General features: G+C 64.2%; 17 protein-coding genes. 12 read left to right on the top strand and 5 right to left on the bottom strand.

Annotated elements, in window-relative coordinates; translation table 11 throughout:
- Positions 1-33 precede the first annotated feature (33 nt).
- Positions 34-975: an NAD(+) diphosphatase gene (gene nudC / locus CK224_RS19420; protein ID WP_095782871.1), complete on the top strand. Its 942-nt coding sequence runs from the start codon at positions 34-36 to the stop codon at positions 973-975.
- 10 nt (positions 976-985) lie between these two features.
- Entirely contained in the window at positions 986-1,285 is a 300-nt protein-coding gene (locus CK224_RS19415; RefSeq protein ID WP_066996247.1) for a Dabb family protein, read from the top strand.
- A 12-nt stretch (positions 1,286-1,297) separates the two neighbouring features.
- On the opposite strand, the gene CK224_RS19410 is transcribed toward CK224_RS19415, so the two are convergent.
- Both CK224_RS19410 and CK224_RS19405 read right to left on the bottom strand, forming a co-directional pair.
- On the bottom strand, positions 1,298-2,161 hold the full coding sequence (locus CK224_RS19410; protein ID WP_066996244.1) for a prephenate dehydratase: 864 nt from the start codon (positions 2,159-2,161) through the stop codon (positions 1,298-1,300).
- A 26-nt stretch (positions 2,162-2,187) separates the two neighbouring features.
- Positions 2,188-2,916 (bottom strand): 3-deoxy-manno-octulosonate cytidylyltransferase, encoded by a 729-nt coding sequence (locus CK224_RS19405; RefSeq protein ID WP_066996241.1) that lies wholly within the window; start codon positions 2,914-2,916, stop codon positions 2,188-2,190.
- Positions 2,917-3,108: 192 nt separating this feature from the next.
- Between CK224_RS19405 and CK224_RS19400 the strand changes: the two genes are divergently transcribed.
- From CK224_RS19400 to CK224_RS19365, 8 genes are all read left to right on the top strand, one after another.
- Entirely contained in the window at positions 3,109-3,810 is a 702-nt protein-coding gene (locus CK224_RS19400; RefSeq protein WP_066996238.1) for a cytochrome c family protein, read from the top strand.
- A gap of 156 nt (positions 3,811-3,966) precedes the next feature.
- Entirely contained in the window at positions 3,967-5,844 is a 1,878-nt protein-coding gene (locus tag CK224_RS19395) for an extracellular solute-binding protein (protein ID WP_095782870.1), read from the top strand.
- Entirely contained in the window at positions 5,844-7,721 is a 1,878-nt protein-coding gene (locus CK224_RS19390) for an extracellular solute-binding protein (RefSeq protein ID WP_095782869.1), read from the top strand. Before CK224_RS19395 ends, CK224_RS19390 begins: the two co-directional genes overlap by 1 nt.
- The gene (locus CK224_RS19385) at positions 7,708-8,001 is read left to right on the top strand and encodes a hypothetical protein (protein ID WP_066996230.1); all 294 of its coding nucleotides are present in this window, start codon (positions 7,708-7,710) and stop codon (positions 7,999-8,001) included. The genes CK224_RS19390 and CK224_RS19385 overlap by 14 nt, the downstream gene beginning before the upstream one ends.
- Positions 8,001-9,095: a microcin C ABC transporter permease YejB gene (locus tag CK224_RS19380; RefSeq protein ID WP_095782868.1), complete on the top strand. Its 1,095-nt coding sequence runs from the start codon at positions 8,001-8,003 to the stop codon at positions 9,093-9,095. Before CK224_RS19385 ends, CK224_RS19380 begins: the two co-directional genes overlap by 1 nt.
- Positions 9,095-10,234: an ABC transporter permease gene (locus CK224_RS19375; RefSeq protein WP_066996224.1), complete on the top strand. Its 1,140-nt coding sequence runs from the start codon at positions 9,095-9,097 to the stop codon at positions 10,232-10,234. Before CK224_RS19380 ends, CK224_RS19375 begins: the two co-directional genes overlap by 1 nt.
- A complete protein-coding gene (locus tag CK224_RS19370) occupies positions 10,231-11,859 on the top strand; it encodes an ABC transporter ATP-binding protein (protein WP_066996221.1) in 1,629 nt (542 codons plus the stop codon). Before CK224_RS19375 ends, CK224_RS19370 begins: the two co-directional genes overlap by 4 nt.
- 29 nt (positions 11,860-11,888) lie before the next feature.
- Positions 11,889-12,830 carry a glyoxylate/hydroxypyruvate reductase A gene (locus tag CK224_RS19365; protein WP_095782867.1) on the top strand — a complete coding sequence of 314 codons (942 nt, stop codon included), beginning with the start codon at positions 11,889-11,891 and terminating at the stop codon, positions 12,828-12,830.
- Here CK224_RS19365 and CK224_RS19360 read toward each other — a convergent pair.
- On the bottom strand, positions 12,824-13,207 hold the full coding sequence (locus CK224_RS19360; RefSeq protein WP_066996215.1) for a hypothetical protein: 384 nt from the start codon (positions 13,205-13,207) through the stop codon (positions 12,824-12,826). The two genes, CK224_RS19365 and CK224_RS19360, sit on opposite strands and share 7 nt — an antisense overlap.
- A 75-nt stretch (positions 13,208-13,282) precedes the next feature.
- Positions 13,283-14,200 (bottom strand): methyltransferase domain-containing protein, encoded by a 918-nt coding sequence (locus CK224_RS19355; RefSeq protein ID WP_095782866.1) that lies wholly within the window; start codon positions 14,198-14,200, stop codon positions 13,283-13,285.
- A gap of 108 nt (positions 14,201-14,308) precedes the next feature.
- Between CK224_RS19355 and CK224_RS19350 the strand changes: the two genes are divergently transcribed.
- The gene (locus CK224_RS19350; RefSeq protein WP_095783111.1) at positions 14,309-15,319 is read left to right on the top strand and encodes a ligase-associated DNA damage response exonuclease; all 1,011 of its coding nucleotides are present in this window, start codon (positions 14,309-14,311) and stop codon (positions 15,317-15,319) included.
- A gap of 238 nt (positions 15,320-15,557) precedes the next feature.
- A complete protein-coding gene (locus CK224_RS19345) occupies positions 15,558-17,159 on the top strand; it encodes a cisplatin damage response ATP-dependent DNA ligase (RefSeq protein ID WP_095782865.1) in 1,602 nt (533 codons plus the stop codon).
- Between the two features lie 104 nt (positions 17,160-17,263).
- Here the strand turns inward: CK224_RS19345 and CK224_RS19340 are convergent, their stop codons facing one another.
- Positions 17,264-18,466: a hypothetical protein gene (locus CK224_RS19340; protein WP_095777610.1), complete on the bottom strand. Its 1,203-nt coding sequence runs from the start codon at positions 18,464-18,466 to the stop codon at positions 17,264-17,266.
- Between the last annotated feature and the right edge of the window lie 18 nt (positions 18,467-18,484).

Here is an 18,484-nt window from a genome sequence, read left to right as displayed (position 1 = left end):
CAGTGTCCACCCCGCGCTTTCCTCGAGTCTCCTATGAACTTTCGTCTGTTTGACGCGCCTTTGCGCGAGCCGAGCCAATTCGTCGGTTTCGCCGGCAACCGGATCGATCGGCAATCGGAAAACCGCGAAGACGACGCGGTCGAGAAGGCGCTTGGCGAGCGATCGGCGCGGCTGATGCTGATGCATGGCGGCAGGCTTTATCTGAAGCTCGACGACGGCAAATTCGACCCATGGTTCGAGGCGGCGGAAAGCGAGGCCTTCGAGGTTTCGCTCGACGGCGGCGTGCTGCTCGGCCTCTCGGAGAGCGGCCCGGTGCTGGCGGTGCCCGCCGGGATCGAACCGGAAAATCTGCCGGAAACGGTGAAGGCGATCGACTACCGCTCCGTCTATATGCAAGGGCTGATCGACGAAGCGGCGGCCGGTGCGCTGGCGCAAGGCGCTGCGCTGCTGGCCTGGCATGCCAGCCACGCTTTCTGCAGCAAATGCGGCAATCGCTCGGAGATGCGCGCCGGCGGCTACAGGCGGCATTGCCCGGCCTGCGGCACCGACCACTTCCCGCGCACCGATCCGGTGGCGATCATGCTGACGGCGACGCGCGAGAAATGCCTGCTCGGGCGCGGCCGGCATTTCGGGCCCGGCATGTATTCGGCCCTTGCCGGCTTCATCGAGCCCGGCGAGACGATCGAGGCGGCGGTGCGCCGCGAGACGCTGGAGGAGGCCGGAATCCGGCTCGGCCGCGTCGTCTACCACGCCAGCCAGCCCTGGCCGTTCCCCTATTCGCTGATGATCGGCTGCTTCGGCGAGCCGCTCAACGAGGACATCCAGGCCGACCTGAACGAGCTCGAAGACTGCCGCTGGTTTTCGCGCGATGAGGTGCGCTCGATGCTGGAGAGAACGCACCCCGGCGGCCTGATCACGCCGCCGAAAGGAGCGATCGCCCACCACCTCATCCGCGCCTGGGTCAACAGCGAATAGGAGCCGAGAAATGATCCGTCATACCGTCGTGTTCACGCTGAAGCATCCGCCGCATTCGCTGGAGGCGAAGCGGTTCCTCCACGATGCCAAGAAGATCCTGACGGGGATCAAGGGTGTGACGCATTTCGAGCAGCTGCGCCAAGTGAGCCCCAAGAACGACTATCAGTTCGGCTTCTCGATGGAGTTCGCCGACCAGGCTGCCTACACCAGATACAACGAGCATCCCGACCACGTCGCCTTCGTGCGCTACCGCTGGCTGCCTGAGGTCGAGGCGTTCATGGAGATCGACTACGTGCCGCTGGGCTTTTAGCGCGACCCGGGCCTAATCGGCGACCTTCCACTGCTCGCGCGACGCGCTTGCCGGATAAACGCCGAGAATGCGCATCTCGCGCGAGAAGAAGCGCAATTCGTCGAGCGCCAGCTTGACCAGCGGATCATCGGGGTGGCCCTCGATGTCGGCATAAAACAGCGTCGCTGTGAAAGCGCCGAGCTGGTAGCTCTCGAGCTTGGTCATGTTGATGCCGTTGGTGGCGAAGCCGCCCATGGCCTTGTAGAGCGCGGCCGGCACGTTGCGGACGCGGAAGATGAAGGTGGTCATCATCTTGGCTTCCAGCGAGGGGCGCTCGGCCCATTGCTTGTTCTTGGTCAGCACGACGAAGCGGGTGACGTTCGAGTCGGTGTCCTCGACATTCTTCTCGATGATGTCGAGGCCGTAGAGCTCGGCGGCAAGCGCAGGCGCAAGTGCCGCCATCGTGCGGTCCTTGACCTCGGAGACCATCTTGGCCGATCCCGCCGTGTCGCCGGCGACAACCGGCTTCCAGCCATTCTTGCGGATGTATTTGCGGCATTGGCCAAGGGCATGGATATGGCTGTGCACGCTTCTGATCTCTTCGCGTTTCACGCCCGGCAGCACCATCAGCTGGAAATGGATGGGCAGGAAATACTCGCCGACGATGTGCAGGCGCGATTCCGGCAAAAGATGATGGATGTCGGCGACGCGCCCGGCAATCGTGTTCTCGATCGGGATCATGGCGAGCTCGGCCTTGCCGGTCTCGACCGCGTTGAAGGCGTCTTCGAAGGTGGGACAGGGCAACGGCTCCATCGAGGGGAACATGTTGCGGCAAGCGGTATCGGAATTAGCGCCCGGCTCGCCCTGGAAGGATATTCTGTTGGTCTTTTCAGGCATGCGCCAAGGTCTCGCTTACGGATGTCTCAGTTTGAAAGAATTTGCCTGGCGCGCTCGAGATCGTCGGGCGTGTCGACGCCGAGCGGCAGCGACCGGACGATCTCGGCATCGATGCGCATGCCGGCTTCCAGCGCCCGCAGCTGCTCCAGCCGCTCACGGCGTTCGAGCGGCGACGGCTTCAGCGCCACGAAACGTTCCAGCGCTGTCCGGCGGTAGGCATAGAGGCCGATGTGGTGATAGAGCGGGCCCTCCCCCCACGGCGCCGTGGCGCGCGTGAAATAGAGCGCCTTCAGCCTTGTCGCCGAGAGCGGCGAGCCGACGATCTTGACCACGTTCGGATTGGTCCTTTCCTCGTCGCGCACAATCTCGACGCCGAGCGTGGCTATGTCGACCGACGGGTCGGCGAAGGGCCGCAGCGATGCGCCGATGATCTCAGGATCGATGGTCGGCAGATCGCCCTGGACGTTGACGATGGTTTCGACCTTTTTCTCCGGGTCCAGCACGGTGAGCGCCTCGAAGATGCGGTCGGATCCCGATTCGTGGTCCGCGCGCGTCATCACCGCCTCGAAACCGTGATCCCTTACCGCCGAGGCGACCGCTTCGGTGTCGGTCGCCACCACCACACGGCCGAGCCCAGCCTCGGCGCCGCGGCGGGCGACATGGACGATCATCGGCGCGCCGGCGATGTCGGCCAGCGGCTTGCCCGGCAGGCGCGTCGAGGCCATGCGGGCGGGGATCAGGATCAATGTCGACATGGGACTTCTGGGACAGCCGGGGAAGCGGATGGAAAAGTGGCAAAACGTCTCACTGGAAGCGCCCTTATAGGTGTTGCAACGACGAAGCAAAAGACCTAGTTTCCGCGCGATTTAACGGGCCCGTTGGGGCCTTCGCTATACCGACGGACGGAGTGGACGGGACGGTCCGCCGGAAAAGGGAGCAAGGGGCGTATGGATTCCAACGAAGTCAACAAGCTGCTCGCCGGATTCCTCGGAACCTGTTTCGTCGTCTTTTCCGTGGGCATCGTTTCCGACGGGCTGTTTGCCTCCCCCGCTCCCGAGAAGCCGGGCTTCGCCATCGAGGCGGCCGAGCCGGCCGAAGGCGGCGGCGCTGCCGCGCCCGCGGCCGAAGCCAAGCCGATCGCCGACCTGCTCGCCACCGCCAATGCCGAGACGGGCGCCGCCATTTTCAAGAAGTGCCAGGCCTGCCATTCCGGCGAAAAGGGCGGCCCCAACAAGGTCGGTCCGGACCTCTGGGACATCATCGATCGCCCCGTCGCCGAGCATGAGGGCTTCGCCTATTCGGCCGGCATGAAGGATTTTTCCAAGGGCGGCGCCGAGAAGTGGACCTACGACAACCTCAACCACTTCATCAACGCGCCGAAGAAGTTCGTGAAGGGCACGGCGATGGGCTTTGCCGGCCTGCCGAAGGACGAGGACCGCGCCAACGTGATCGCCTATCTGCGCACGCTGTCGGACAATCCGAAGCCGCTGCCGCAGCCGGGCGCTTCGGCGGAAGCCAAGCCCGCCGAAGGCGCCGCCGCGGCGAAGCCGGCCACAGGTGCCGCACCCGCCAAGCCGGCCGAAGGTGCGGCTCCGGCAAAGCCGGCCGAAGGTGCCGCCCCGGCCAAGCCGGTTGCGCCGGCGCAATAAACATTTCGTCATAAAGACACCTTGGAAAAGCCGGGTTCATCCCGGCTTTTTTGTTAGGAAAGCCGCATATGCTGAGACAAAAGCCGGCGCTTGCGGTTTTCACCGGCGTCAAATGATCTAGATTGCCGGTGGGTACTGTTGCGACGAGGAGAACGCATGACGGTCGGCCGCTTCCGGACGTTTTTCGCATCGATGCTGGCGATCGCCTTCGCCGCCAGCCTGCAGGCCAGCCTCGCTGATGAGTGGCACACCACGTCCTCGCTGACCGGCCCGTCCAAATACGGCGAAAATTTCCAACGCTACGACTATGTCAATCCGGACGCTCCCAAGGGTGGCGCCCACGACTCCGTCGTTGTCGGCACTTTCGACAGCTTCAACCCCTATATCGTGCCGGGGTCGCCGGCCGCGGGGCTCGCCGGGTTCGGCGGCGGCCTGCTCTACGACACGCTGATGGACCAGGCGACCGACGAGGGCAGCGTCAGCCACCCGCTGGTTGCCGATGCCTATAAATACCCGCCCGACTATTCCTCGGCGACCTACCGGCTCGACCGGCGCGCGAAATGGCATGACGGCCAGCCGATCACCGTCGACGATGTGGTCTGGTCGTTCCAGGTGCTGAAGGCCAACGCCCCCCAATACAACCGCTATTTCGAGAACGTTACCGACGCGGTGGCGATTTCCGACCGCGAGGTCGAGTTTCATTTCAACCAGAAGGGCAACCGCGAGCTGCCCAAGATTATCGGCGATCTGGTCGTCCTGCCGAAGCACTGGTGGGAGGGCACCGATGCCAGCGGCAAGAAGCGCGACATCACCAGGCCGACTCTCGAGCCGCCGCTGGGATCCGCCGCCTACAAGATCGCCAGCTTCAAGCCGGGTTCCGAGATCGTCTGGCAGCGCGTGCCTGATTACTGGGGCGCCAAGCTGCCGGTGAAGATCGGCCGGGAGAACTTCGACACTCAGCGCTTCACCTACATACTGGACGAGAATGCTGCGTGGCAGGCCTTTACCAAGGGCGGGCTAGACGACATCAAGGCCGAAAACAGCTCGCGGCGCTGGGCGACGGCTTACAACTTTCCGGCGGTGAACGCCGGCGACGTGATCAAAAAGGAATTCAAGACCACTTCGCCGGAGCCGATGCAGGCCTTCATGCTGAACCAGCGCCGGGCGCTGTTCCAGGATCGCCGGGTCCGCGAGGCGCTGACCTATCCCTATGACTTCGAGACGATGAACCGAACGCTGTTCTTCAATTCCAACACGCGCACCCAAAGCTATTTCCAAGGTACGGAACTCGCGTCGAGCGGTCTGCCGCAAGGCAAGGAACTCGAAATCCTCGAGAAGTATCGCGACAAGCTGCCGCCTGAACTGTTCACCCAGGAGTTCAAGCTGCCGGTCTACGACTCACCGCAAGCGGAGCGGAAATATCTGAAGCAGGCTGTCGACCTCTTCGCCCAGGCCGGCTGGGTGATCAAGGGCGGCAAGATGATGAACGCCAAGACCGGCGCGCCGTTCAAATTCGAGATCCTCGGCACGTCCGACACGGATCAGATCCTCTCCGGCAACTATATCGCCAATCTGCGCAAGATCGGCGTCGATGCGACGCTGCGCATCATCGACCCAAGCCAGTACGTCAACCGCGTCAACAATTTCGACTACGACGTCATCACCAACGTGCTGCAGCAGTCGGATTCGCCCGGCAACGAACAGCGCGATTTCTGGAGTTCGAAGTCCGCCGATTCACCCGGCTCGCGCAATTACTCCGGCATCAAGGACCCGGTCGTCGACGCGCTGGTGGACCGCGTCATCTTCGCCACCGACCGCGACGATCTCGTCGCCGCCACTCATGCGCTCGATCGCGTGCTGTTGTGGAACTACTATACCGTGCCGCAATACTACCGGGCGGTGGTCTGGCTTGCCTACTGGAACAAGTTCGGCATGCCCGAAAAGCAGCCCAGCTACCGTGGCGCCGATATCGACTCCTGGTGGATCGATACGGCGAAGGAAAAGGCATTGACCGCCAAATACAGGGGCAACTGATGAGGCGGCAGACATTGCTTCCTCGTCGCGACTTCCTGGCGCTCGGCGCGGCGGCGACTGCCGCAGCGCTGCTGCCGGGTCGGGCTTTCGCCCAGACCCCGACCGGTGTCAAATTGCATGGGCTGTCGGCGTTCGGCGATTTGAAATACAAGCCTGACTTCGCGCATTTCGACTATGTCAACGTCGATGCGCCGCAAGGCGGCACCTTCAATTTCTCGCCGCCCAACTGGGGCCAAAACCAGAGCCCTTTGACGTTCAACACGCTGAACTCCTTCGTGCCCAAGGGCGATGCGCCGCAGCGCATGGAAATGTGCTTCGATTCGCTGATGGTGCGGGCGCTCGACGAGCCTGACGCCGTCTATGGGCTGATCGCCGACGGGGTCACAATTTCCGACGACCGCAACGGCTTCACCTTCTCGCTGCGCCCGCAGGCGCGCTTCCATGACGGCACGCCGCTCACCGCCGACGATGTCGCCTTCACCTTCAAACTGCTGAAGGACAAGGGGCATCCGGATTATTCGCTGTCGTTGACGCATCTCGACAACGCGGTGGTGAAGGACGCCCATACGGTCGAGCTCAAGTTCTCCGGCAAGCAATCGGCCCGTACCATCCTGAACGTCGTCGCGTTTCCGATCCTGTCGAAGGCCTTCTTCACGGCCAACCCCTTCGATTCGTCGCAGCTCAACCCGCCGCTCGGCTCGAGCGCGTACAAGGTCGGGCGCTGGTCGGCGGGCGCCTGGATCGAGTACGAGCGGGTGGCCGATTATTGGGGCAACGACCTCCCGGTCAACCGCGGCCAGAACAATTTCGAGCGTATCCGCATCGAGTTCTACCAGGACCGCACGGCCGGCTTCGAAGCCTTCAAGAAGGGCGAGATCCTCTATCGCGAGGAATTCACCTCGCGCGTCTGGGCGACGGCTTACAACTTTCCGGCCTTTACCGACGGCAAGGTGGTGAAGCACGAATTCCCGGCCGAGACGGTGCCGTCGATGCAGGCGACAGCCGTCAACCAACGGCGCGCGCAGTTCCAGGACCCGCGCGTGCGGCAAGCTATCGCGCTCTGCTTCGACTTCGAATGGACGCGGCGCAATTTCTTCTATGGCTCCTATGAGCGCTCGCAATCCTGCTTCGAGAAATCCGACTTTCGCGCCGAAGGCATGCCGCCGCCGCCAGAACTCGCGCTGATGGAGCCCCTGCGCGAGAAGCTGCCGCCGGAGGCCTTCGGCGAAGCGGTGACGCAGCCAGCCTCGGACGGCTCGGGACGCGACCGCAAACTGCTTGGTAAGGCGGCGAAGCTGCTTGCCGAAGCCGGCTGGAAACGCTCCAGCGATTTCGTCGTCAACGACAAGGGCGCGCGGTTGCCCGCCGAGTTCCTCGTGGAAGACGAGACCTTCGTGCAGGTCTATTCGCCCTGGGTCGCCAACATGAAGGCGATCGGCATCAACGCTTCGATCCGGCTGGTCGATTCCGCCCAATACCAGCTCAGGCAATCGACCTTCGATTTCGATCTGATCTCGGCCGCCTACTCCTTCAGCGCCACGCCGACACGCGACGACCTCGAGATCTTCTTCCATTCGCGAAGCGCGTCGGTTTCAGGCTCTCGGAACCTGCCGGGCATAGCGAGTCCGGCTATAGACGCGCTGATCGACGCCGTCGGCGCGGCCAAGGACCGTGAGAGCCTCACCGTCGCCATGCGGGCGCTCGATCGGGCCTTGCGCGCTCGGCGCGATTGGATTCCAAGTTGGTATCTGGCGAATCACCGAAGCGCCTATTGGGACATGTTCGGCTTTCCCGAGCAGAAGCCCGATTTCGGCTTTCCGGTCGAAGCGCTGTGGTGGGTCGACAAGGGCAAGGCGGCGAAAATTGGCAAAGGGTGACTTTCATGCGGGCGAAGGTGCCGCCCCTCACCTGCCTGCCGGCATCCTCTCCCCGTATAGTGACGGGGAGAGGGAAGCCTTCATCTTTGGTTTCGCCAATCACAAGCGGCGTGGCGAAAGTGCCGAGATTGCGGCCAGCCCCTTTCTCCCCGTCACTATAGGAGGAGAAATGTCCGGCAGGACGATGAGGGGCGGCGCCGACGCCGACAATTGGTCTGAAGCGATTGCCTCGGGGGCACCTCCAGATACAGTGGTCTTCCCCAAGGAGGGCAACATCTGATGGGCGCCTATATCCTGCGCCGCATCCTTCTGATGATCCCGACGCTGTTCGGCATCATGGCGATCTCGTTCGCCGTCATCCAGTTCGCGCCGGGCGGCCCGGTCGAGCAGGTCATCGCCAAGCTCACCAATCAGGGCGGCACCGATCGCCTGGGCGGCGGCGGTGGCGACGCGGGCGCCACCAATTTCGACGTCGCCGGCGATGTCGGCTCGAAGTATCGCGGCGCTCAAGGGTTGGATCCCGAATTCATCAAGAAGCTCGAAAAGCAGTTCGGCTTCGACAAGCCGCCGCTCGAGCGCTTCGGCATGATGCTGTGGAACTATGCCCGATTCGACTTCGGCGACAGCTATTTCCGCGACATCTCGGTGCTCGACCTGATCCTGGAAAAGATGCCGGTGTCGATCTCGATCGGGCTCTGGATCACGCTGCTCTCCTACCTGATCTCGATCCCGCTCGGCATCCGCAAGGCGGTGCAGGACGGCTCGACCTTCGATGTCTGGACGAGCGCCGTGGTGATCGTCGGCTACGCCATCCCGGGCTTCCTGTTCGGCATCCTTTTGATGGTGCTGTTTGCCGGCGGCTCGTTCTGGGATTGGTTCCCGCTGCGCGGCATCGTTTCCGACAATTGGGACCAGTTGTCCTGGCCGGACAAGATCATCGACTATTTCTGGCACATGACGCTGCCGCTGACCGCGCTTGTGCTGTCGGCCTTCGCCACGACGACGCTTTTGACCAAGAACTCGTTCCTCGAGGAGATCCGCAAGCAATATGTGGTGACGGCGCGCGCCAAGGGTCTCTCGGAGCGCAAGGTGCTATACGGCCATGTCTTCCGCAACGCTATGCTGATCGTTATCGCAGGGTTCCCGGGAGCCTTCATCTCGGCCTTCTTCACCGGCTCGCTGCTGATCGAGAACATCTTCTCGCTCGACGGGCTCGGCCTGCTCGGCTTCAAGTCGGTGATCGACCGCGACTATCCGGTGGTCTTCGCCAATCTCTACATCTTCTCGCTGCTCGGCCTGTTCGTCGCCCTGCTCTCGGACCTGATCTACACCTGGGTCGATCCGCGCATCGATTTCGAGCGGAGAGACGTCTGATGACGGCAGCTTCGGCAGAAACCAAGCCGGCCCGCGCCGCCCGGCCGTGGTTGTCGCCGCTCAATCAGCGGCGGCTGCAAAACTTCAAGGCGAACCGGCGCGGCTACTGGTCGCTGTGGATCTTCCTGTTGCTGTTCGTGCTGTCGCTGTTTTCCGAATTGATCGCCAACGACAAGCCCATCATCGCCTCCTACAAGGGCGAGATCCTGTTTCCGGTGCTGGTCGCGTATCCGGAGGAGAAATTCGGCGGCTTCTATGCCGTCACGGACTATCGCGATCCGGTGATCCAGGACGAGATCAATGCCAATGGCTGGATGATCTGGCCGCCGGTCCGCTACTCCTACCAAACGGTCAACAACGCCATCCCTGAAGCCGCACCCGCCAAGCCGTCATGGCTTTACGACAAGAAGACGCGCTGCAGCCAGTATCCGCAGGGCGAAGCCGATCCCAACTGCGTCGTCGGCAACTGGAATTGGCTGGGCACCGACGACCAGGCGCGGGACGTGCTGGCACGCGTGCTTTACGGCTTCCGCATCTCGGTGCTGTTCGGGCTGATCCTGACGCTCGGCTCCTCGCTGATCGGCGTCGCGGCGGGCGCGGTGCAAGGCTATTTCGGCGGCTGGACGGACCTTCTGTTCCAGCGCTTCATCGAGATCTGGTCGGCGATCCCGGTGCTTTATCTGCTGCTCATCGTCTCCGCCATCCTGCCGCCCGGCTTCTTCATTCTGCTCGGCCTGATGCTGCTGTTCTCCTGGGTGGCGCTGGTCGGCGTAGTGCGGGCCGAGTTCCTGCGCGCGCGCAACTTCGAATATGTCAACGCGGCGCGCGCGCTCGGCGTGCCCAACCTCACCATCATGTTCCGCCATCTCCTGCCCAACGCCATGGTGGCGACGCTGACCTTCCTGCCCTTCCTGCTCTCGGGCTCGATCTCGACGCTGACTTCGCTCGACTATCTCGGCTTCGGCCTGCCGCCGGGTTCGGCCTCGCTCGGCGAATTGCTGAAGCAGGCGCAACGCAATCTCAACGCGCCATGGCTCGGCATCTCGGGCTTCATCGTGATTTCGCTGATGCTGTCGCTGCTGGTCTTCATCGGCGAGGCGACGCGCGATGCCTTCGATCCGCGCAAGACGTTCAAATGAGCGAGCCTCTGCTTTCCGTCCGCGATTTGAGTGTCGCCTTCGCGCAAGGCGGCAAGCAGTCGATTGCCGTCGACCACGTCTCCTTCGACATCGGCAAGGGCGAGACGGTGGCGCTGGTCGGCGAATCCGGATCCGGCAAATCGGTCTCGGCGCTCTCGGTGCTGAAGCTGTTGCCCTACCCGTCGGCCAGCCACCCCTCGGGAAAGATCCTGTTCCACGGCGCCGACCTGCTCCACGCCAACGAAAGGACGCTGCGCGGCGTGCGCGGCAACAAGATCACCATGATCTTCCAGGAGCCGATGACCTCGCTCAATCCGCTGCACACGATCGAGCAGCAGATCGTCGAGGTGCTGAAGCTGCATCAGGGGCTGGGCGATCGCCAGGCCCACGCTCGCACGTTGGAGCTGCTCACCGAGGTCGGCATACGCGACCCGCAGAAGCGGCTCGATGCCTATCCGCACCAGCTCTCCGGCGGGCAACGCCAGCGCGTCATGATCGCCATGGCCTTGGCCAACGAGCCGGAACTCTTGATCGCCGACGAGCCGACGACGGCACTCGACGTGACCGTGCAGGCGCAGATCCTCGAACTGCTCGCCGGCCTGAAGAGCCGCAAGCGCATGTCGATGCTGTTCATCACCCACGACCTCGGCATCGTCAGAAAGATCGCCGACCGCGTCTGCGTCATGACGAAGGGCAAAATAGTCGAGACCGGGCCGACCAAGGAGATCTTCGCCAACCCGCAACACGCCTATACCAAGCACCTCTTGGCCGCCGAGCCGAAGGGCAAACCGCCGGCGGCGAATGCCGATGCCACGGCGGTGATGACCGGCAAGGACATCAAGGTCTGGTTCCCGATCAAGCGGGGCTTCTTCCGCCGCACCGTCGACCATGTGAAGGCGGTGGACGGCATCGACGTTACCGTGCGCGCCGGCCAGACGCTCGGCGTCGTCGGTGAATCCGGCTCCGGCAAGACGACGCTAGGCCTTGCGCTCGCGCGGATGATCTCGTCCACGGGCGCGATCAACTTCAACGGGCGCGACATCAACCAGCTTTCCTTCAGCGCCATGCGGCCGCTGCGGCGCGAGCTGCAGATCGTCTTCCAGGACCCGTTCGGATCCTTGAGCCCGCGCATGTCGGTCGCGGAGATCATCGAGGAAGGGCTGAAGATCCACGCGCCGAAACTCTCGCCCGATGAGCGCGACGACAAGGTCGTCGAGGTGCTGAAGGAAGTCGGTCTCGACCCGGAGACGCGTCACCGCTATCCGCATGAATTCTCGGGCGGCCAGCGCCAGCGCGTCGCCATCGCACGCGCCATGGTGCTCAACCCGCGCTTCGTCATGCTCGACGAGCCGACTTCGGCGCTCGACATGAGCGTGCAGGCGCAGGTGGTCGATCTGTTGCGCAACCTGCAGGCCAGGCACAACCTCGCCTATCTCTTCATCAGCCACGACCTGAAGGTCATCCGCGCCCTTGCCAACGACGTGATCGTCATGCGCAATGGTCAGATCGTCGAAGCCGGGCCGTCCGAACAGATTTTCGACCGCCCGCAAACCGACTATACGAGGGCGCTGATCTCGGCCGCGTTCCGGATCGAAACGGCACCGACCGGGGTCGTCAGCGAGTAGGCTGGAAACACAGGAAAGACACTGCGCGAATGGAAAAAGGCAAAGTCTTGCTTGCCCTCACCGGCTTTCACCCGCAGCGCTGGCGCGAACTGCTCGCGGCCGAGCGCGAGGTGGTGCTGGAGCCTGATGGTCCGAGCGATCCCTCGATCGCTTATGCAGTGGTGTGGAAGCAGAAACCGAATCTGTTGTCGTCGCTGCCCAATTTGCGCGCCATCTTCTCGATCGGCGCAGGCGTCGACCATATCTTCGCCGACCCCGGCCTGCCCGAGGTGCCGATCGTCCGGGTCGTTGCCGACAATCTCACGCAATACATGACCGAATATGTCGTCTGGCGCGTGCTCGACCACCATCGCCAGGGCATGCTCTACCGAGCGCAACAGCAGAAGAAGACCTGGCACGAGCCGCCGCAACGCCCGGCCGGCGACATCTCCGTCGGCATCATGGGTCTCGGCAACCTTGGCCGCGCCGCGGCATCGGTGCTTTTGGCGCTAGGCTTCGCCGTGAACGGCTGGTCGCGCACCGAGCACCCGATGCAGGGGGTCTCGACCTATTCCGGCGAAGGCGGGCTGATCCCCTTCCTCAACGCCACCGACATCCTGGTGGTGCTGTTGCCGCTGACGCCGCGCACGCAAGGCATCGTCAATTACGCCGTTCTGAAGGAATTGCGCAAACGCAACGGCCTTGGCGGCTCGGTGCTGATCAACGCCGGGCGCGGGCGGCTGCAGAAGGATGCCGACATCCTGAGCGCGCTGGAAGACGGCACGCTGAAGGAAGCGAGCCTCGACGTGTTCGAGGTCGAGCCGCTGCCCAAGACGAGCCCGCTGTGGAGCCATCCGAAAGTGTTCGTGACGCCGCATGCGGCGGCGACCTCGGACCCGGCCCATCTGGTGCCGATCATGCTTCGGCAGATGGCTGCCTTCGAGCGCGGCGAAAAGCTCGAAAACGTCGTCGATCGCGAAGCGGGTTACTGAGCAGACGCCGGCTTCGAGCCCGGCAGCGCGAACTTGTCCTTCTTCTTCGGCTTGCCGCAATCGCGCCGTTCGATCGAACGGTTCATTGCGTCGATCTCGCCGCTCGCCTTGTCGCTGTCGCGCTGCGCCCTGGAGCGCATGTCCGGCGTGAACGGGCCAAAACCCATCGCCGGATTGGAGAAAGCCGGTTTTGCGGTGACCGGCAGATTGTATTGCTGCGCCAGCGCGTTGCGATTGGCTAGCAGCTGGTCGCAGGGCACGCTGTCATATTGCAGCGACGACTGGACGTTTTCGTCCTGGCGCTCCGCCATCGAAGTGCCGCCAACGCAGCCGGCCGTCATCAGGCAAGATGCCAACACAGCCATGGTCCAGCGCATGGTAATTCTCCGTGCCGTATCGCCCGAGCCTAAGCCGACATGCGATTCGGGCTTTTTCGCGAGCAGCCGTCGCCCTCATTCCGCCAGCCAGCGACGGGCTATTACCGCAAGGCCTCCTACTGGCTCGCCGCGGTCATGCCGGATGGTCGTGCTTTCCAGCGACAGGATCGCAAACCCGCTGTCGGCGAGAACGCGCCGCACATAGGCCTCGGAATGCGCGTAGCGCCGCGAGGGCAGCAATGCAAAGTCATCGCCACCGGCAAGTGTCTCGACCGAGAACGCACAGAGCCCTTCATCGACCAGACTGGCGGCAATTGCTCCAACAATGCGTTCGAGCGCCCCGACATAGATGAACACGTCGGCGGCGACCACGAGGTCGGCTTTCGCGTCGGGTCGACAGAAATGCTGGAGATCGGACTTGGAAAGCCGGTCGTAGATGCCTTTGGCGCGCGCCTTCCGCAACATGCTGCTCGAAATGTCATAGCCTTCCAGCCGGTCGACGATCGGGCGCAGCCTTTCGCCCATCAGGCCGGTGCCGCAGCCGAGGTCGAGCGCCAGCCGGAACCGGCTCGGGCTCGCCGCGCGAACGGCGCGCTCGAGAAACTCGGGCATCCGATAGCCGAGTTTCCCGACCAGCGATTGCTCGAAACTGTCGGCATAGTGATCGAACAGGGTCTCGACGAAAGCGCTGGGCGGAGCCGCTGCCACCGGCGCATGGCCGATCAGTTGCAGCTTGAGCGCGGAACCCAGCCGGTCCGCGGGATCGAGCTTCATGGCCATCGCCCATGCGTGGGCGGCCTGGTCGGGAAAACGTGCGGCTTCCTGCATCTCGCCGAGCCGGAACCAGCCCGCCGTCCATTGCGGCGCCAGCTCCAGCGCGCCAAGCAAAAGCTCCGCCGCCTGCGCAGGCTCGCCGGAGGCCAGCAGCATCTCGGCAAAGTCGGCGCGACGGTCGGCGTTCAAATCGCCGGAGGAGGCCTTAAGTGGTTTCATGGTTCCGTTGATCCCGCCGGTGTGCGAACCGGCGGCCGGCTGTAGGACGAGTCAGCAGTCTGTTGCAACAGGCTTCCCGCGTCGAATTTAGCCACTATGTTCAAGGCCATGCGCGCCAGCGACCTGCTCAAGCCACGACCCGAAGGGCTCTACTGCCCGCCAGGCGATTTCTTCATCGATCCGGTGCGGCCGGTCGGCCGCGCGCTGATCACGCACGGCCATTCCGATCATGCGCGCTCAGGCCACGGCTCGGTGCTTGCCACCCAGCAAACGCTCGACATCATGGGCCTGCGCTATGGCGAGGATTTCGCCGAAACCACGCAGGCAGCCGTTATCGGCGAGACGATCGATATCAACGGCGTCTCCGTCACTTTCCATCCGGCCGGACATGTGCTGGGTTCGGCGCAGATCGTCGTCGAGCATCAGGGCCTGCGCATCGTCGCCTCCGGCGACTACAAGCGCCAGAAGGACGCTACCTGCCTGCCGTTCGAGCCGGTGCCTTGCGATGTCTTCATCACCGAGGCGACCTTCGGGCTGCCGGTGTTCCGGCACCCGCCGGACCATGAGGAGATCGCGCGCCTCCTCAAATCGGCGACGCAATTTCCCGAGCGTTCGCACCTGATCGGCGCCTATGCGCTGGGCAAGGCGCAGCGCGTCATGCGGCTGCTGCGCGAGGCCGGTTACGACAGGCCGATCTATATCCACGGCGCGCTCGCCAAGCTCAGCGAATATTACCAGCGCCAGGGCATCGATCTGGGGCAACTCGAACCAGCGACGGTGGAAAGCGGCGGCAAGGCCGATTTCGAAGGCGCCATCGTCGTCGGGCCGCCGGCCGCCTTCGCCGACCGCTGGGCGCGGCGCTTCCCCGACCCGATCGCCTGCTTCGCTTCAGGTTGGATGCGCATCCGTCAGCGCGCCAAGCAGGGCGGCGTCGAGCTGCCGCTGATCATTTCCGACCATGCCGACTGGGACGAGCTCATCGCCACGATCAAGGAAACCGGCGCCGAGGAGGTCTGGGTGACGCATGGCCGCGAGGAAGCGCTGGTGCGCTGGTGCGAGCTGGAGGGCATCGCCGCGCGGCCGCTGCATCTTGTTGGGTATGAAGACGAGGGCGATTGATGGAACAGTGTTCGCCAATCGCTGCCGCCGAGTTCTACGGCGCCCCCCTCTGTCCTGCCGGACATCTCCCCCTCAAAGGGGGAGATTGGCAGTTTCAGCGCCGACGCATCTCCCGCGACGCGAGACATTGGCGAAAGCCGGCGCGGCATCTGATCTCCCCCCTTGAGGGGGAGATGGCCGGCAGGACAGAGGGGGGCGCCTCGCGCCTGCTCTCGCGATTGGCATGGCGCTACCAACGATGAACCGCTTCGCCGAGCTCCTCGACCGGCTGGTGCTGACGCCTTCGCGCAACGGCAAGCTGACGCTGCTCACCGACTATTTCCGCAGCGTCGAGGATCCCGACCGCGGGCTGGCGCTGGCGGCGATCACCGGCGATCTGTCGATCGCGGCGGTGAAGCCGGCGATGCTGCGCGCGCTGGTGGTCGAGCGGATGGACCCCGTGCTGTTCGGCTATTCCTACGATTATGTCGGCGATCTCGCCGAGACGGTGTCGCTGGTCTGGCCGCAGCCGGCCGGCCACATACCGAACCACGCGCCGACGCTCGCCGAAGTGGTCGGCAAGCTCCAGGCGGCGAGCCGCTCCGACGGGCCGCAGGTGCTCGCCAGGCTTCTCGACAGCGCCAGCATCTCTGCGCGCTTCGCCATCATCAAGCTGGTTACCGGCGGGTTGCGCATCGGCGTGTCGGCGCGGCTTGCCAAGCAGGCGTTGGCCGATCTCGGCCAAGTCGATGTCGTCGAGATCGAGGAGCTCTGGCACGGGCTGACGCCACCCTACACGGCGCTCTTTGCGTGGCTGGAAGGCCGGGCGGAAAAACCGAGAAGCGCCGCGCTCGCATTGTTCCGGCCGGTGATGCTGTCCAACGCGGTCGACGACGGCGATTTGGAAAAGCTCGAACCGGCCGATTATGCGGCGGAGTGGAAGTGGGACGGCATCCGCGTCCAGGCGGTGTGCGAGGGCGGCATCCGCCGGCTGTATTCGCGCACCGGCGACGATGTTTCCGGCGCCTTCCCGGACCTCGCCGCGACGATGGATTTCGAGGCGGCGCTCGACGGCGAATTGTTGGTCGGCGACCCGCGCGAGGCGACCGGAACCTTCTCCGACCTGCAGCAGCGGCTGAACCGCAAGAGCGTCTCGCCAAAAATCCAGCAGCAATATCCGGCCTTCATGCGCTGCTACGACGCGCTGCAAATCAACGGCGAGGATTTGCGCAGCCTCCCCTTCGCCGAGCGCCGCACCCGGCTCGGAGCCTTCGTCCAGACGCTCGATCCCAGCCGCTTCGACCTTTCGCCGCTGGTCGAATTTTCGGATTGGGAGACGCTGGAGCGGCTGCGCCAGGCGCCGCCGCATCCGATCATCGAAGGGGTGATGCTGAAGCGCTGGGATTCGCCCTATCTTGCCGGCCGGCCGAAAGGCCCCTGGTTCAAGTGGAAGCGCGATCCGCACACGATCGACGCGGTGCTGATGTATGCGCAGCGCGGCCACGGCAAGCGCTCGAGCTTCTATTCCGACTACACCTTCGGGGTCTGGTCCGGCCCGGAGGGATCGGAAGAGCTGGTGCCGGTCGGCAAGGCCTATTTCGGCTTCACCGACGAGGAGCTGCGGCAAATCGACAAATATGTGCGCGACCATACGATCGAGCGGTTCGGGCCGGTGCGCTCGGTGCGCGCCGATCGCAAGAATGGGCTGGTGCTGGAAGTGGCCTTCGAAGGCCTCAACCGCTCGACGCGCCATAAATCGGGCGTCGCGATGCGGTTCCCCCGCATCTCACGGCTGCGCTGGGACAAGCCGGCCGCCGAGGCCGACCGGATCGAGACGCTGCAGGCGCTGCTCGACAGCTAGAAATCTGCCGACGCTTCACCCCACCCGGCGCTTCGCGCCGACCTTCCCATCGAGGGGAGGTCCGTCGCATCCCCGGAGATAGCCCCTCGCTGCCGATGCCGAGGTCACTCCGCGATCGATACGCGGATCTCGTAGATGTCGACGGACTTGCCCTGCTTGTCGAAGTCGGAGTTGACGGCGATGGTGCCGGCCGCACCCGGGTGCTTGTTCGGGAACTGCACGTCGAACAGGTATTCGTTGCGCTCATGGCCGACGGCATAGCGCTTGCGGCCGCAATCGCCGAGCTCGCCGAAATTGCAGTCGACCGAGATCTGCGTCTCCTTGCCTTCTTCCGAGCGGGCGATGATGTCAAACATGGCATGCTTGCCGGCGAGCTTTTCCAGCACGCCCTGGCCGACATCGAAGGCAATGGCCGAGCCGGATGCGCCCGAGCGGACGCGCAGGAACTGCCCGGTGTCGTCCTTCATCACATCTGCGGCGGCGTCGGACGGTGTGCTGACATGGGTCGGATCGCTGGGCGAGAAGACGTTGATCCAGTTCTTCGACTGATCCGCCTCGCCGGGCTTTTGCGGCGAGCCGGTGTCGGCTGGCTGCGAGGAGTCTTCGTCTTCCAGCGTCGGGGTCGGCTCTGGCGGACCGGTGTTGAGTTCAGCCGCCGTCTTGAAGACGCCGGTCTGCTTGGCGAAATAGAGGCCGATGCCGGCAGCCGCCAGCAGAGTCGCCGCGACAAAGATGGCGGTGAGCGGCAGGCGCCGGCCACGGATACGCCGTTCATCGCGATCCGGCGCCACTTCGGCGCCGTTGCCGATGGACGCTCCGGGGGAGTCATCAAGCGTCGGCGCGTTCGGAAGCGCCTCGTCCGGCATGATGTCGGGCACGCGGGGCAGCACGCGCGAGCGCGGCGCATCCGATGTGTCGGGCTGCACCGGACCGTCGACGGTGATCGACGGCGACGGTGCCGCCTGGTCGGGGCCCCGCGGGGCATCCACCGGCGGCGCGGGAGACTGGCTCGGCGTGTCGACCGCCGGCCCCGGCGCGGCGTTGCCGACGAATGGACCGCTGTCCAGCGGAAGCGTCACGTCAGGAACGGCCTGGACAGCCGGCAGGAATTCGGATTCGATCTCGGTGATCTTGGCCTGCACCGCCTTGCGGCGGTTGATGGCGGCTTCCACCGTCACATTCGGGTTGGCCTGCAGCACGCGATCGAGCGCGGCAAAGGCCGAGCGATAGACCTTCTCGCGAAACGCCCGGTCCTCGGGATTGCCTTTCTCGAAGGCGTTGCGGATCGCTTTCTCGATGGCGTCCAAGCGAGCTCCCTCTGCGCG

It is taken from the genome of Mesorhizobium sp. WSM3862, from assembly GCF_002294985.1.
GTDB lineage: Bacteria > Pseudomonadota > Alphaproteobacteria > Rhizobiales > Rhizobiaceae > Mesorhizobium.
Note: the sequence above shows the minus strand (reverse complement) of the source record. Positions and strands in the feature narration are given on the sequence as shown.